Origin of the sequence: Amycolatopsis keratiniphila subsp. keratiniphila, assembly GCF_001620365.2 — a bacterium.
Taxonomy (GTDB): domain Bacteria; phylum Actinomycetota; class Actinomycetes; order Mycobacteriales; family Pseudonocardiaceae; genus Amycolatopsis; species Amycolatopsis keratiniphila.
Genome location: NZ_LQMT02000010.1, coordinates 359042 through 371149, shown reverse-complemented (window position 1 = coordinate 371149; position 12108 = coordinate 359042). Strand labels below are relative to the sequence as shown.

The following is a 12108-nucleotide window of genomic DNA, read 5'->3' as shown; positions in this document are numbered from 1 at the left end:
CGGTTCTGCGCCGGGTTGGTGTTCTTCACCGTGCAGTTGAAGTTCCACGCCGTCCAGGTGCCGTCCTTCTTGTGGAAGTCCAGCGGAGCGTTGATCGTGGTGCCGAGGGAGATCACGCCCGAGCCGGGAGCGCCCGCGGTCAGCGTCGGAACGCCGGTGCCGGCGTCCTGGACGATGTTGAACGACCGGGGGCCGGGCACGTACGGGTTGATCTGGGTCGGAACGTCCAGGTTGGTCACCGTCGCCGACGTCGGGGTGGCGTTGGTGGCGGTGATCGGCATGTTGGCCTTGCCGCGGACACCGTCGTAGTTGGCGGCGTTCAGCAGCGCGTTGATGGTCGCGTTGATCGTCGCGGTGCCGCCGACACTCGACGGAGTGGCGGTGCCGCCGGAGGCGACCGAGTCCGGTCCGACGAAGTTCGCCTTCACGTCCAGCTGCTGCTGGCCGATGCCGGGGAAGTTGCACATGTAGGCGACGGTGCCGGTGGCGTAGGTGGTCGCGGCGGCGGCCGTGCCGGCGGTGAGCACGGCGACGGCGCCGAGCACGATGCCGGTGGTGGCGACGCCTGCTGACAACTTGCCAAGTCTACGGGACATACCTGTCATCTCCTTTGATCCAGTTTACGTCTCGGGCGGCTTTCCCCATGCGCCTTTCGGCGGATTCTTCTGATCAAATATGCTCGACTCGAGCGGATTTCTCCGGTGGTGGGGTAAACCGAGGTTACCCGCGAGTTATGTACGTAACAAGGATTCATGTCGACATGTTTCGGTGTGGGTGAGAAACCCGTTCTTTCTTGTCAGTGGATGCTGAACGCGATTATGAAGTTTGTCCGTCGATGACAAAGAAGCCGCCGGTCGGCGGAGCCGGGTTAACATTTCCCGCATGGCTTCAGTCAATCGACGATCCACGACCCGGCGCGTGACGAGTACCGCGATAGCCGTAATGATCGCCACGGTTTCCCTTTCCGGCACCGCCGACGCCGCCCCGGTCGGCGAACCGCGGCCGTGGGGGAGCAACGACTATCAGCAGGGGCAGGGCACCGTGCCCGCCTCGGCGTTCGGCGCGAGCGCGATCTCCGCGGGCTCGCTCACCCATCTGGCCCTCAAGGACGGCGGCGTCGTCGCCTGGGGGAACAACAGCTACGGCCAGGCCACCGTGCCCGCCGCGGCGACGTCGGGTGTTTCGGCGATCGCGGCGGGCTGGGCGCACGGGCTCGCGCTCAAGAACGGCGGGGTCATCGCCTGGGGCAACGGTTTCTACGGCCAGAACGTCGTCCCGGCCGCCGCAACATCGGGTGTCGCCGCCATCTCCACCACCGCGTACTTCAATCTGGCGCTCAAGAACGGCGGGGTGCTGAGCTGGGGTTCGAGGACGACCGTTCCCTCGACGGTCTCCGCGGGCGTGACCGCGATCGCCGCGGGCGTCGACCACGGCCTGGCCATCAAGAACGGCGGGGTGGTCGGGTGGGGGAGCAACGCGAAGGGGCAGATCACCGTGCCCGCCGCGGCGACGTCGGGGGTGACGGCGATTTCCGCCGGATTCCGCCACAGCGTCGCGCTGAAGAACGGAGGCGTCATCGCCTGGGGCGACAACACCTACGGTCAGTCGTCCGTGCCGCCCGAGGCTCAGTCGGACGTCGTCGCCATCGACGCCGGCTACAACCACAACGTCGTGTTGAAGGCGGACGGGAGCGTCTTCGCCTGGGGCAGCAACCTCAAGCAGGAAAGCCGGGACACCAGCTGGGATCCGCCGATGGACATGTGGAAATCGTCCGGTGTGTGTGCCCCGGTCTACGCCGTTTCCGCCGGTGACGGCACCGGGGTCGCCCTGGTCGACCCCGCGGCGCCGCAGTTCTGCTGACGTTCCGTGAAGGCCTCCTTGAGAGACCCAGGGTCCCTCAAGGAGGCCTTCACGGATTTGAGCGTCAGGACAGGTTCGACTTCATGCTCAGGTTGATCGTGTTGTCGGGACCGGAGATCAACGCCCCCAGCGCGAGGTCGTTGATGAAGCAGTCCTTGAACTCGGGGATGGTGAACGTCCCCGAAGACGGGATGGTCGGCGCGAACAGGTCGACGTTCTTCGACACCAGCGTCAGGTCGAGCGGCTTGACCGTCTTGCAGGCGTTCGGCACCGTCGGGAGCGGGATGACCGGCCAGAACAGGCCGACCACGATGTTGTCGATCAGCATGTTCGCCTGCGAGTGCGTGGTCAGGTCGCCGTTGGCCAGCGTGCCGGTGACCGGGCCGGTCGGCTCGATCCGCACGCGGGCCTTGATCTTGAAGACCCCCGAGACCAGCGAGATGTTCGCCGTCGACGGCGGCAGGGCCAGATCGCCGCGGATGCCGACGTTGTCACCGTCGATGACCAGCGCGCCGTTGAGCTGCCCCGGGCCCAGGTCGAGGGTGCCGCCGGTCTTCTTGACCGTGGTCTTCCCGGTGACGGTGTAGGACACCGGGATCTCCACCGGGTCGTCCGCCAGTGCCGGGGTCGCGGCGAGGCTGCCCGCCATGGCGAGCGCGGACGTGAGCGCGACGACCGTGCCGAGACGGCGACGGGCTGTTTTAGGGCGCGTTCGACCGAACATGGGATTCTCCTCGTTTTCTCTCCTGGTTTACAAAGCGGATTATCTGGGGACGAGATCGGTGATGACCCAGTTGTCGCCTTCGCGTTCCGCGGTGATCGAAAGCTGCGCCGCGGCCGCCGTCGAAGAATTGTTGTCGGCCCGGACGGCCGCTTGATCGAGGAATACCAGCAGCCTCGCTTTACCGCCGCCGAGTTCCTGGACGGCGGATGACGAGACCCGGGTGGTGAGGACCAGTTTCTGGGCCGGGGCCTTTTCCCTGACTTGGGCGAACAACCGGTTGTAGGACTCCAGTGCCTTTCCTCTGAGCACCGCGGCGGCCGCCTTTTCGGTGACGTCGGTCCGGTCGTAGGAATAGGAGAAGATCTTGTCGAGCGCCACCGTCACCGCGGAGTTCACCTCGGCCGTCGCCCCCACGTCGGTGAGCGCGGTGTTGGCCGCCGACGGCGTCGCCGAGACCGACCTCGCCTCCAGCGTGAACCACACCCCGGCCGCCACCAGCACGGCCGCCGCGACCAGCAGGATCAGTGACAGGTCCGGCCGGCGGGACGGCTTCCCTGCGGCCTCTTCGGTGGTCTCTTCGGCCGGGGTCTCGGGCTCGGTCTCCGCAGGGACATCGGCGTCGGTGTCGGTGTCGGCCGTGGCGGTCATCGCGCACCCACCGGCAGCTGGTCGAGCGCGCTGAGCTTCCAGCCCTCGTCCGTCCTGGTCAGCCCGGCGGCGAAGCGGTTGCGTTTCGTCGTCGGCGCCGCGCCTTCCTTCGCCATCGTGATCTCCACCGAAGCCAGCATCTTGGCCGTTCCCGCGTGGTCGTCGAGTTCGCTGATCGCCGCGTCGAGCACCTTGCCCGTCGAGACCGTCGCGTCCTTGGTGAGCGTCCGCCTCGTCGCGTCGTCGGTCTTGCCCAGCTGATCGCGCAGCGGGCCGGTGGACGCGGCGAGCCAGTCGGCGATGCCCTGGTCGACGCGGTGGTGGTCGAGACTGGTCAGCCGGGCGACGAGTTCACGTCCCGACTTGAGCGCTTCGTCACGCGAGTTCCCGTAGGACACGGCCTCGGAAGCCGTCGCGGTGAACCAGGTGTACCCGGCCCACCCCGCGAACGCGCAGGCCGCGGCGAACACCGCGATCGCGATCTTCAGTTTCGCAGCCACAACATCTCCTCGAGGCTGGTGGACGTCGGCTGGCCGTCGGCGCCGAAGCCGCCGGGGATCGCGGCGGGCGGCACGCCGCCCTTCGGCGCGTTCTGCGAGCCGCGGACCGAACTCGGGTTGCCCCGTTCGAGCGTGCACGCGGCACCGGTGTTGAACGGCAGCGGTGAGAGATCCGCGCTGTCGCGGATCTTCGTGCCCTCGTAGCCCTTGGTGCACGGCATCGGGTCGAAGAAGGTCAGGACCAGCCCGATCTTCCCGGACTGCTCGTCGACGGCCGCGTCGACCGCGGACACCGCCTTCGGGGTGTTGATCAGCAGCTGCCGGAGGCCGTCGGTGCGGGCCGAGAACACGTGCGACGTGGTGAGCAGGTTCGCCAGCAGGATCGGCAGCCCCGGCTCGTTGTCCTTCAGCAGCCCGGAAAGCTGCGTCGCCGCGCCGGGCGCGGTCGCGATCAGCCGCCGCAGGTCACCGTCCGAACGGGACAGCTGCTCGGCGAACTGCTTGGCGTTGCCGCTGAACTGCCGCCAGGCCTGCGACGAGTCGACCTGGGTCTTCAGCACGGTCGAGCCGTCGGTGATCAGCTTCTCCGTCTGCGGCAGGTGATCCGACGCCTGTTTGGTGAAGTCGGTGGTGGAGTCCAGCAGCACCTGCAGGTTCGCGCCGGAACCGCGCAGGGCGTTGTCGAGTTCGTCGACCACGATCCGCAGATCCTCGGTCGGCACGGAGGCGGTCAGCGAGTCCAGATCGGTCAGCAGATTCTGCACCGGCAGCGGCACGGTCGTCGCCTCGCGCGGGATGACCGAACCCTCGGCGAGGAACGGCCCGTCGCCGGTCCGGGGTTGCAGGTCGACGAACTGCTCACCGACCGCGGACCGGTTCGCCACGACCGCCCGCGAGTTCGCGGGGATCGGCGGCGCGTCGTCGTCGATCAGCAGGTCCGCCTCCATCCCGCCGTCGGTGAGCCGCAGTTCGCCGACCCGGCCGACGGCGACGCCCCGGTAGGTCACCTCGCCGTTGGTGAACAGGCCCCCGCCGTCGGTCAGCGCGAGCTTCACGGTGTACCCGCCCGCCCCGAAGAGCCTGCCGAGCCCCGCGTAGTTCGCCCCGACGAACGCCGTCGTCGCCAGGGCGAGGATGACGAACGCGAGCACCTGGATCCGGACACGGGCGGTGAGCATCAGCTACCTCCGGAGGACGGCAGCGGCAGGGTGGGGAGTCCCGGCGGGACCCCTTCGCCAGGGGGAGGGAGTTCGACGCCCGGCGCGGGGATCATCGTGGCGTAGACGTTCAGGTAGTCGCCCTTGATCCCGTCGCGGACGGCGTCGGTGAACGGGAACGTCGGCAGGATCTCCAGCGACTTGGGCAGGCTCTCGCCGGCGTCGGCCAGCCGTTTCAGGATCGGCGCGAGGGCGGTGAGGTCCGCGACGAGATCGGCGCGGCTCTTCTTGATCACGTCCACGCCGACCCCCGAGAGCCGGTCCAGCGACTGCAGCATCGAGACGAGCTGGGTGCGCTGATCGGAGAGGCTCCGCAGGCCGGGAGTGAGATCGGTGAGCGCGCCTTCGACCTGCTTCTTCCGGTTCGCCAGCGTGGCCGAGAGCTGGTTCAGCCCATCGAGCGCCGAGGTGATCTCGGAGCGGTGGGAGTCCAGGTTGGACACCAGTTTCTCCACAGTGGACAGGAACGAGCGGATCTCCTCCTCGTTGCCGTCCATCACCTTCGACAGTTCGCGGTTGATGGTCTGCAACTGGCCGATACCGCCGCCGTTGAGCAGCAGGGACAGCGCGCCGAAGATCTCCTCGAACTCAGGGTTGCGGTTCGTGCTCGCGACGGGGATCAGCCCGCCGTCGCCCAGCCTGCCCTCGGCCTTCGCCGCGCTCGGGGCGAGTTCGATGAACTTCTCGCCGAGAAGGCTGGACTGGCGCAGCCGCGCGATGGCGTTGGCGGGCAGATGGACGTCGCCGTTGACCGCCAGCACGGTCTCGGCCGTCCAGCCGTCCTCGGCGAGCTTGATCGTCTCGACCCGGCCGACCGGGACGTCGCCGACCTTCACCGCGGCCTGGGGGACCAGATCGAGTACGTCGGCGAACTGCACGGTCACCCGGTACGGATGGTCCCCGATGTCCGCGCCGCCGGGCAGCGGCAGGTCGTAGACGCCCTTGAAATCCGACGAGCAGGCGGTGAGCGCGACGCAGCACGCGGTGAGCGCGGCGATCGCCCGTTTCGTGGCCATCAGCGCCCCCCGGTGTAGGTGTCGCCGGCGACGGGCAGCGGGAGCGGGGCGTATTCGAGCACGTTGCCGCGGCTCTGCAGCTTGCCGGTCTTCGGGTCGACGGCTTCGAGCACGTTCGTCACCGCCAGCGGGATCGTGTCGAGGGTCTCGGCCAGCGCGGCGCGTTTGTCGACCAGTGTCCCGGTGGTCACCGCGAGCTTGTCCACATTGGACTTGATCAGCGCGCGGTTCTCCTTGATGAACTGCTGGATCTCCGCGAGCGCACCGCCGAGGCCGTTGAGCGCGCGGGCGAGCTCGTCCTTGTTCGCGGCCAGCGTCCCGGTGACCGCGGCGAGCTGCTTGTTGACCTCGCTGACGTTGCGGTCGTTGGTCGCCAGCATCGAGGTGAACCGCTGCAGCTCGTCGACGGTGGCGAAGAGGTTCTGCGAGTTCCCGGACAGGGTCCTGGCGAGTTCGGCGAAGTTGCGCACCGACTCGTTGAACGGTTTGCCGTTGCCCTGCAGGTTCTTCGCGCCGGTGCGCAGCAGCTCCGAAAGCGCGCCGTCGGCGTTCGCTCCCTTGGGACCGAGCGCCTTGGCGAGCGTGTCGAGGCTGGAGTAGAGCTGGTCGAGTTCCACCGGGGTGCCGGTGCGCTCGACCGGGATCACCGCGCCGTCGTCCAGCCGGTTCCCCGCGCGGGTGAGCTTGGTGAACTGGACGTACCGGTCCGCCACCACGCTCGGCGCCACGACCAGGACGTTCGTGTCGGCGGCGATCGGTGTCGAGCCGTCGACGGTCAACACGACCTTGACCCGTTCCCCTTCCGGAGCCACGGATTCCACCTGGCCGACCCGGACGCCGAGCACGCGTACGTCCGATCCACTGTAGACACCGACCGCGCGCGAGAAGTACACCGTGACGCGGTCGAGCCCACTGCCGGAGAAGATCCACCAGAGGCCGCCGACGACGGCCAGCGCCAGCACGAGCGCGAGGGTGACGAATCTGCTGATCACCGGCCGCCTCCCGGGATCTTCGGGGTGCAGGAGTCCCGGTTCTCCGGGACGAGGCCGCACAGATAGCCGTCCACCCAGCGCCCGTTGCCGAGCGAGTTGTTCACCACGCGGAAGTACGGCGCGGCGAGGTCGAGACTCTTCGCGAGATTGTCGTTCTGCCGCTGCAGGATGTCGGTCACCTCTCCGAGCTGTCTGAGCGCTCCGCCGAGCTGGTCCTTGTTGTCCTTCACCAGCCCCGAAAGCTGGGTGGCGAGCTGCTGCGAGCCGGTCAGCAGGTCGTGGATCGCCTGACGGCGGCGGTCCAGTTCGGTCAGCAGGAGATTGCCGTTCGAGAGGAGCTTCGCGAAGTCGTCGTTCGAGTTCGCGAGCGTGGTGGTGAGGCCGTGCGCGTTGGTCAGCAGGCTGGCGAGCTCGCTGTCCCTGGAGGACACGGTCTTCGACAGCGACGTCAGCCCTTCGAGCGCCTTCTTGATGTGCTCGGGCGAGTTCTTGAACGTGTCGGACAGCGTCGTGAAGCTCTCCGCGAGCTGATCGGTGTCGATCGCGCCCGCGGTGTCGGCCAGCCCGCTGAAGGCCTCGGTGACGTCGTAGGGCGTCACGGTCCTGGTGCGCGGGATGATCTGCTTCGGGTTCTGCACCGTCTCGCCGGTCGGGCGCAGCGCGAGGAACTTCCGGCCCAGCAGGGTCTTGATCTTGATCTCGGCGGCGGTCTTGTCGCCGACCCAGGCGTCCTTGACCCGGAAACTGACCACCACGTGGTCTTCGGCGAGCCGGACGTCGCTCACCTCGCCCACCTTGATCCCGGCGATGCGGACTTCGTCGTCCTGCTGCAGGCCCGCCGCTTCGGAGAATTCGGCCTGGTAGGTGGTTCCGGAGCCGATGATCGGGAGGTTCTCGTAGTTGAGCGTCGCGGTCAGCACCGCGGCCGCGACGGCGCTGCCGACGAGACCGACGACGATCGGGTTCCGTTCCTTGAAGGGTTTCACGACGTGCACCTCTCCGCCGTCGCCGGAACCCCGCGGGGAGGCGTGGTCTTGAGGACGGCCGAGCACAGGTAGAAGTTCATCCACGATCCGTAGGAGCTGATCCGCCCCAGTTCGTTCAGCTTGCCGGGGAGGACGGTGAGGACGTTGTCGACTTCGGCCTTGGCCTCGTCGGTCGTCAGCTGGCCGGAGAGCAGGCCGAGGCCTTCGATGCTGTCTTTGAGCGGCTTCCTGCCCTGGTCGAGCAGGCCGGCCGTGGCGGTGGTGAGTTCCGCGAGACCCGAGACGGCCTCCCCGATCTCGGTGCGGTCACCGGCGAGGCCGGTCACCAGCTCCTTCAGCGTGGAGACCAAAGTGGACAGCGCGTCGCCCTTGCCGTTGATGCTCTTCAGCACCGTGTCCAGGTTCGTGATCACCTCGCCGATCACCTTGTCGCGGCCGGCGAGCGTGGTGGTCAGCGAACCGGTGTGCGCCAGCAGGCTCTCCACCGTTCCGCCTTCACCCTGCAGCACCTGGACGATCTCGCCGGAGAGCTGGTTGACGTCCTTGGGCGAGAGAGCCTGGAACAGCGGCTTGAAGCCGTTGAACAGTTCCGTGAGATCCAGCGCGGGTGTCGTGCGCTCCAGCGGGATCTCCGCGCCGGGCTCCAGGAGTTCGCGGGTGCCCTTGCCGCGTTCGAGTGCGATGTAGCGCTGGCCGACCATGTTGCGGTACTTGATCACCGCGGTGACGTCGGCGGGCAGCCTGCGCTGGGAGTCGAGGGAGAACTCGACGCGGGCCAGGCTGTGGTCGGCGATCTCCAGCGCTTCGATCTGGCCGACCCGCACCCCGGAGATCCGGACGTCGTCGCCGACGTTCAGCGACGTCGCGTCGAGGAATTTGGCGCTGTAGTTCTTGGTGTCGCCGAGGCCGGTGTTCGTGATGGACACCGCCAGCAGCACCGTCGCCAGCGTCGTGACGACGACGAAGATCAGTCCCTTGATCAGGGGACTCACGAAATTCCTCATCGCAGGGTCACCTCCGTACCCCGGTAGAGCGGGCCGACGAGCACGCTGCCCCAGGCGGGTACCTCGGCCGTCGGGACGCCCATGGACGGCGCGACCAGCGTGGAGATCAGCTCCCGTTCCTGCGGCGAGTTCGGCAGGCCCAGGTCACCCTGCACACCCGGCAGTGCGGCGGTCTTCCCGTCGGTCGCCGCGATCCCTTGGCCGATCAGCCCGTTCGACGGATAGCAGCGTGGTTCACCGGTGGCGTTGTAGACCGGATCGTCCTTTCCCGGGACGTATTTGCCGCGAGGCTGGGTCACGACGATCTCCGCGTGCAGGCCGGGCTCGTCGGTTCCGGCACCCAGCACCTTGTCCATCTGCGGTTTCAGTTCGGCGAGCGCGTCGAGCGTGCAGGCGAAACTCGGCGAGTACTTCGCGGCGACCTCCAGCGGCGCGCGGCTGTCGGCGGCGAGCGCGATGATGTTGGCGCGGTTGTTGGCGAGGAACGTCGTGACCTGCTGGGACGACGACGTCACCTGCTGGTACACCGACGCCAGCTCCGCCCGTTTCTCCTTGACCGTGTCGAGCGTGACGGCCGAGGCACTCAGCGCGTCGAGCAGATCCGGCGCGATGTCGCCGTACAGCTTCGAAACCGTGGCGAGGTCGCGGATGTTGTCGTTCAGCGCAGGGAGATTCGGGTTGAACTCCTTCAGGTACGCGGCCGCCGTGGCGAGCGTGTCGCCGATCTGGTCGCCGCGGCCTTCCAGCGCGGTCGAGACCGTGGTCAGCGTGGTCGCGAGCTTCTGTGGCTGCACCGCCTTGAGCAGTGGCAACAGGTTGTCGAACACGCGCTCCAGCTCGATCGCGTTGGCCGAACGGTCCTGGGTGATCACGTCGCCCGAGCTCAAGGGCCCGGCCTTCGGTCCGTCCGGAATGGACAGTTGCACGTACCGCTCACCGAACAGCGTCTTCGGCACGAGCAGCGCGGACACGTTCTTCGGCAGCTGGGAAACCTTCCCCGGCTCCATGGCCAGGTCGATCTCCGCGCCGCCGGGCGTGGCGCGGACGTCGCGGATCTCGCCGACCACCACGCCGCGCGCCTTGACCTGCCCGCCCGCGCGCAACTGGTTGCCGACGCGGTCAGCCTGCAGCGTCACCGGCACGGAGTCGACGAAATCCTTGCGGTAGATCTTGATCGACAGCAGCACGAGGGCGGACATCACCACGAGGAACAGCACCCCGGCCGTCCTGACCCCGGCTTTGCGCAGCCCGCGCCTGCTCATCCGGCCACCTGCACCGTCGTGGTCGCGCCCCAGATCGCGAGGCTGAGGAAGAAGTCGAGCACGCTGACCGCCACGATCGCGGTCCGCACGCCACGTCCGACGGCGACGCCGACGCCCGCCGGGCCGCCACTCGCGCGGAAGCCGTAGTAGCAGTGGGCGAGCACGATCACGACACTGAACACCAGCACCTTGCCGAACGACCAGAGCACGTCACCGGGCGGCAGGAACAGCAGGAAGTAGTGGTCGTAGGTGCCCGCGGACTGGCCGTAGAACCAGACGGTGATCTGGCGCGACGCGAGATACGAGGTCAGCAGGCCGATCGCGTACAACGGGATGACCGCGAGGAAGCCGGCGATGATCCGGGTGGTCACCAGGTACGGGACGCTGGGGATGCCCATCACTTCGAGCGCGTCGATCTCCTCGGAGATGCGCATCGCGCCCAGCTGCGCGGTGAACCCGCAGCCGACGGTCGCCGACAAGGCGAGCCCGGCCACGAGCGGCGCGATCTCGCGGGTGTTGAAATACGCGGACACGAACCCGGCGAACGCCGACGTGCCGACCTGGTTGAGCGCCGAATACCCCTGGAGCCCGACGACCGTGCCGGTGAACACGGTCATCCCGATCATCACGCCGATCGTGCCGCCGATGACCGCGAGCGCGCCGCTGCCGAAACTGACCTCGGCCAGCAGGCGGGTGATCTCGCGCAGGTAGCGGCGCACCGCGCGCGGCACCCAGGCGAGTGCCTTGAGGAAGAAGAGGATCTGGTCGCCGAGCGTGTCCAGGAACCCGAACCGGCGATCGACGGCTTCGCGGACCCGCGTCGCGCGGGTGGGTGTGGTCGTGACCATCAGCTGCCCTTCGCCGGGACGAGCTGCAGGTAAAGCGTCGTCAGCACGAGGTTCAACAGGAACAGGAGGAGGAACGTGATGACCACGGATTGGTTCACCGCGTCACCGACGCCTTTCGGGCCGCCTTTCGGATTGAGCCCGCGATAAGAGGCGACGATCGCCGCGACGAAACCGAAGATGACCGCTTTGATCTCGCTGATCCAGAGGTCCGGAAGCTGCGCGAGCGCGGAGAAACTGGCCAGATACGCACCCGGTGTCCCGTTCTGCATGATGACGTTGAAGAAATAACCGCCGAGGACGCCGACCACGCTGACCATTCCGTTGAGGAATGCGGCGACCCCCATCGCGGCGAGCACGCGCGGCACGATCAGGCGCTGGATGGGGGAGACCCCGAGCACCTCCATCGCGTCGATCTCCTCACGGATCGTGCGCGACCCGAGGTCCGCGCACATCGCCGAGCCACCGGCGCCCGCGATCAGCAACGCGGTCACGATCGGGCTGGCCTGCTGGATGATCGCGAGCACACTGGCCGCGCCGGTGAAGGATTGCGCGCCGATCTGCGCGGTCAGCGACCCGATGTGCAGCGCGATCACCGCGCCGAACGGGATCGCGACCAGCGCCGTCGGCAGGATCGACACACTCGCGATGAACCAGAACTGCTGGATCAGTTCGCGTGCCTGGAACGGCCGCCGGAAGGTCAGGCGGACGACGTCTAGGCCGAGCGAATAGAGCCTTCCGGTCTCCCGGATCGCACCCGCGCCGGGGAATGAGGGTGCGCCAGTCCGGACGCCCACGCCGACCCTCCCGTTTTCCGGGCACGGCGAATACACCCCAGCTTGCGCAATTCCTTTGCTCCGAATGGCGGAACGGAATCGTTGAATAGGATCAACGGGGTGTTACCGTGCTGTTTGCTACTGGTCGGTACGCTAATCACGCGCCTGCCTGGTGACAAGAACTTCGGTGTGATCAAGACGTCACGTCCTGGTAACCGGAGAATTCTTGTCTTTTTCTGACAAAGGCGGGCGGGGATCTTGTCGGTTCTTTCGTGTTC

Annotated in this window: 13 protein-coding genes; 1 reads left to right on the top strand and 12 read right to left on the bottom strand. The window is 67.5% G+C overall.

Annotated features, from left to right (window positions below; genetic code table 11):
• On the bottom strand, positions 1–575 hold a 575-nt coding region (locus AVR91_RS09995), incomplete at its 3' end, for a DUF6801 domain-containing protein (protein ID WP_228709167.1).
• Positions 576–942: 367 nt separating this feature from the next.
• On the opposite strand from AVR91_RS09995, the gene AVR91_RS09990 reads away from it, so the two are divergent.
• Positions 943–1860, top strand: a complete 918-nt coding sequence (locus tag AVR91_RS09990; protein WP_063273487.1) for an RCC1 domain-containing protein — start codon at positions 943–945, stop codon at positions 1858–1860.
• Positions 1861–1924: 64 nt separating this feature from the next.
• Here the strand turns inward: AVR91_RS09990 and AVR91_RS09985 are convergent, their stop codons facing one another.
• Genes AVR91_RS09985 through AVR91_RS09935 form a run of 11 tightly spaced genes read right to left on the bottom strand, consistent with a single transcriptional unit; the run spans position 1925 to position 11851 of the window.
• Positions 1925–2584, bottom strand: a complete 660-nt coding sequence (locus AVR91_RS09985) for a hypothetical protein (protein ID WP_063273486.1) — start codon at positions 2582–2584, stop codon at positions 1925–1927.
• Between the two features lie 39 nt (positions 2585–2623).
• Positions 2624–3232, bottom strand: coding sequence for a hypothetical protein (locus AVR91_RS09980; protein ID WP_063273485.1), 609 nt, complete (start codon positions 3230–3232; stop codon positions 2624–2626).
• Positions 3229–3732, bottom strand: coding sequence for a hypothetical protein (locus AVR91_RS09975; protein WP_016336407.1), 504 nt, complete (start codon positions 3730–3732; stop codon positions 3229–3231). Before AVR91_RS09975 ends, AVR91_RS09980 begins: the two co-directional genes overlap by 4 nt.
• A complete protein-coding gene (locus AVR91_RS09970; RefSeq protein WP_063273484.1) occupies positions 3717–4910 on the bottom strand; it encodes an MCE family protein in 1194 nt (397 codons plus the stop codon). Before AVR91_RS09970 ends, AVR91_RS09975 begins: the two co-directional genes overlap by 16 nt.
• Entirely contained in the window at positions 4910–5965 is a 1056-nt protein-coding gene (locus tag AVR91_RS09965) for an MCE family protein (RefSeq protein ID WP_063273483.1), read from the bottom strand. The genes AVR91_RS09970 and AVR91_RS09965 overlap by 1 nt, the downstream gene beginning before the upstream one ends.
• On the bottom strand, positions 5965–6957 hold the full coding sequence (locus AVR91_RS09960; RefSeq protein WP_063273482.1) for an MCE family protein: 993 nt from the start codon (positions 6955–6957) through the stop codon (positions 5965–5967). The genes AVR91_RS09965 and AVR91_RS09960 overlap by 1 nt, the downstream gene beginning before the upstream one ends.
• Complete coding sequence (locus AVR91_RS09955) at positions 6954–7943, bottom strand: MCE family protein (RefSeq protein WP_063273488.1); 990 nt, start codon at positions 7941–7943, stop codon at positions 6954–6956. Before AVR91_RS09955 ends, AVR91_RS09960 begins: the two co-directional genes overlap by 4 nt.
• Positions 7940–8947, bottom strand: coding sequence for an MCE family protein (locus tag AVR91_RS09950; RefSeq protein WP_063273481.1), 1008 nt, complete (start codon positions 8945–8947; stop codon positions 7940–7942). Before AVR91_RS09950 ends, AVR91_RS09955 begins: the two co-directional genes overlap by 4 nt.
• Complete coding sequence (locus AVR91_RS09945) at positions 8944–10209, bottom strand: MCE family protein (RefSeq protein ID WP_063273480.1); 1266 nt, start codon at positions 10207–10209, stop codon at positions 8944–8946. Before AVR91_RS09945 ends, AVR91_RS09950 begins: the two co-directional genes overlap by 4 nt.
• Positions 10206–11057: an MlaE family ABC transporter permease gene (locus AVR91_RS09940; protein WP_038509575.1), complete on the bottom strand. Its 852-nt coding sequence runs from the start codon at positions 11055–11057 to the stop codon at positions 10206–10208. The genes AVR91_RS09945 and AVR91_RS09940 overlap by 4 nt, the downstream gene beginning before the upstream one ends.
• On the bottom strand, positions 11057–11851 hold the full coding sequence (locus AVR91_RS09935) for an MlaE family ABC transporter permease (protein WP_016336400.1): 795 nt from the start codon (positions 11849–11851) through the stop codon (positions 11057–11059). The genes AVR91_RS09940 and AVR91_RS09935 overlap by 1 nt, the downstream gene beginning before the upstream one ends.
• Positions 11852–12108: the final 257 nt, after the last annotated feature.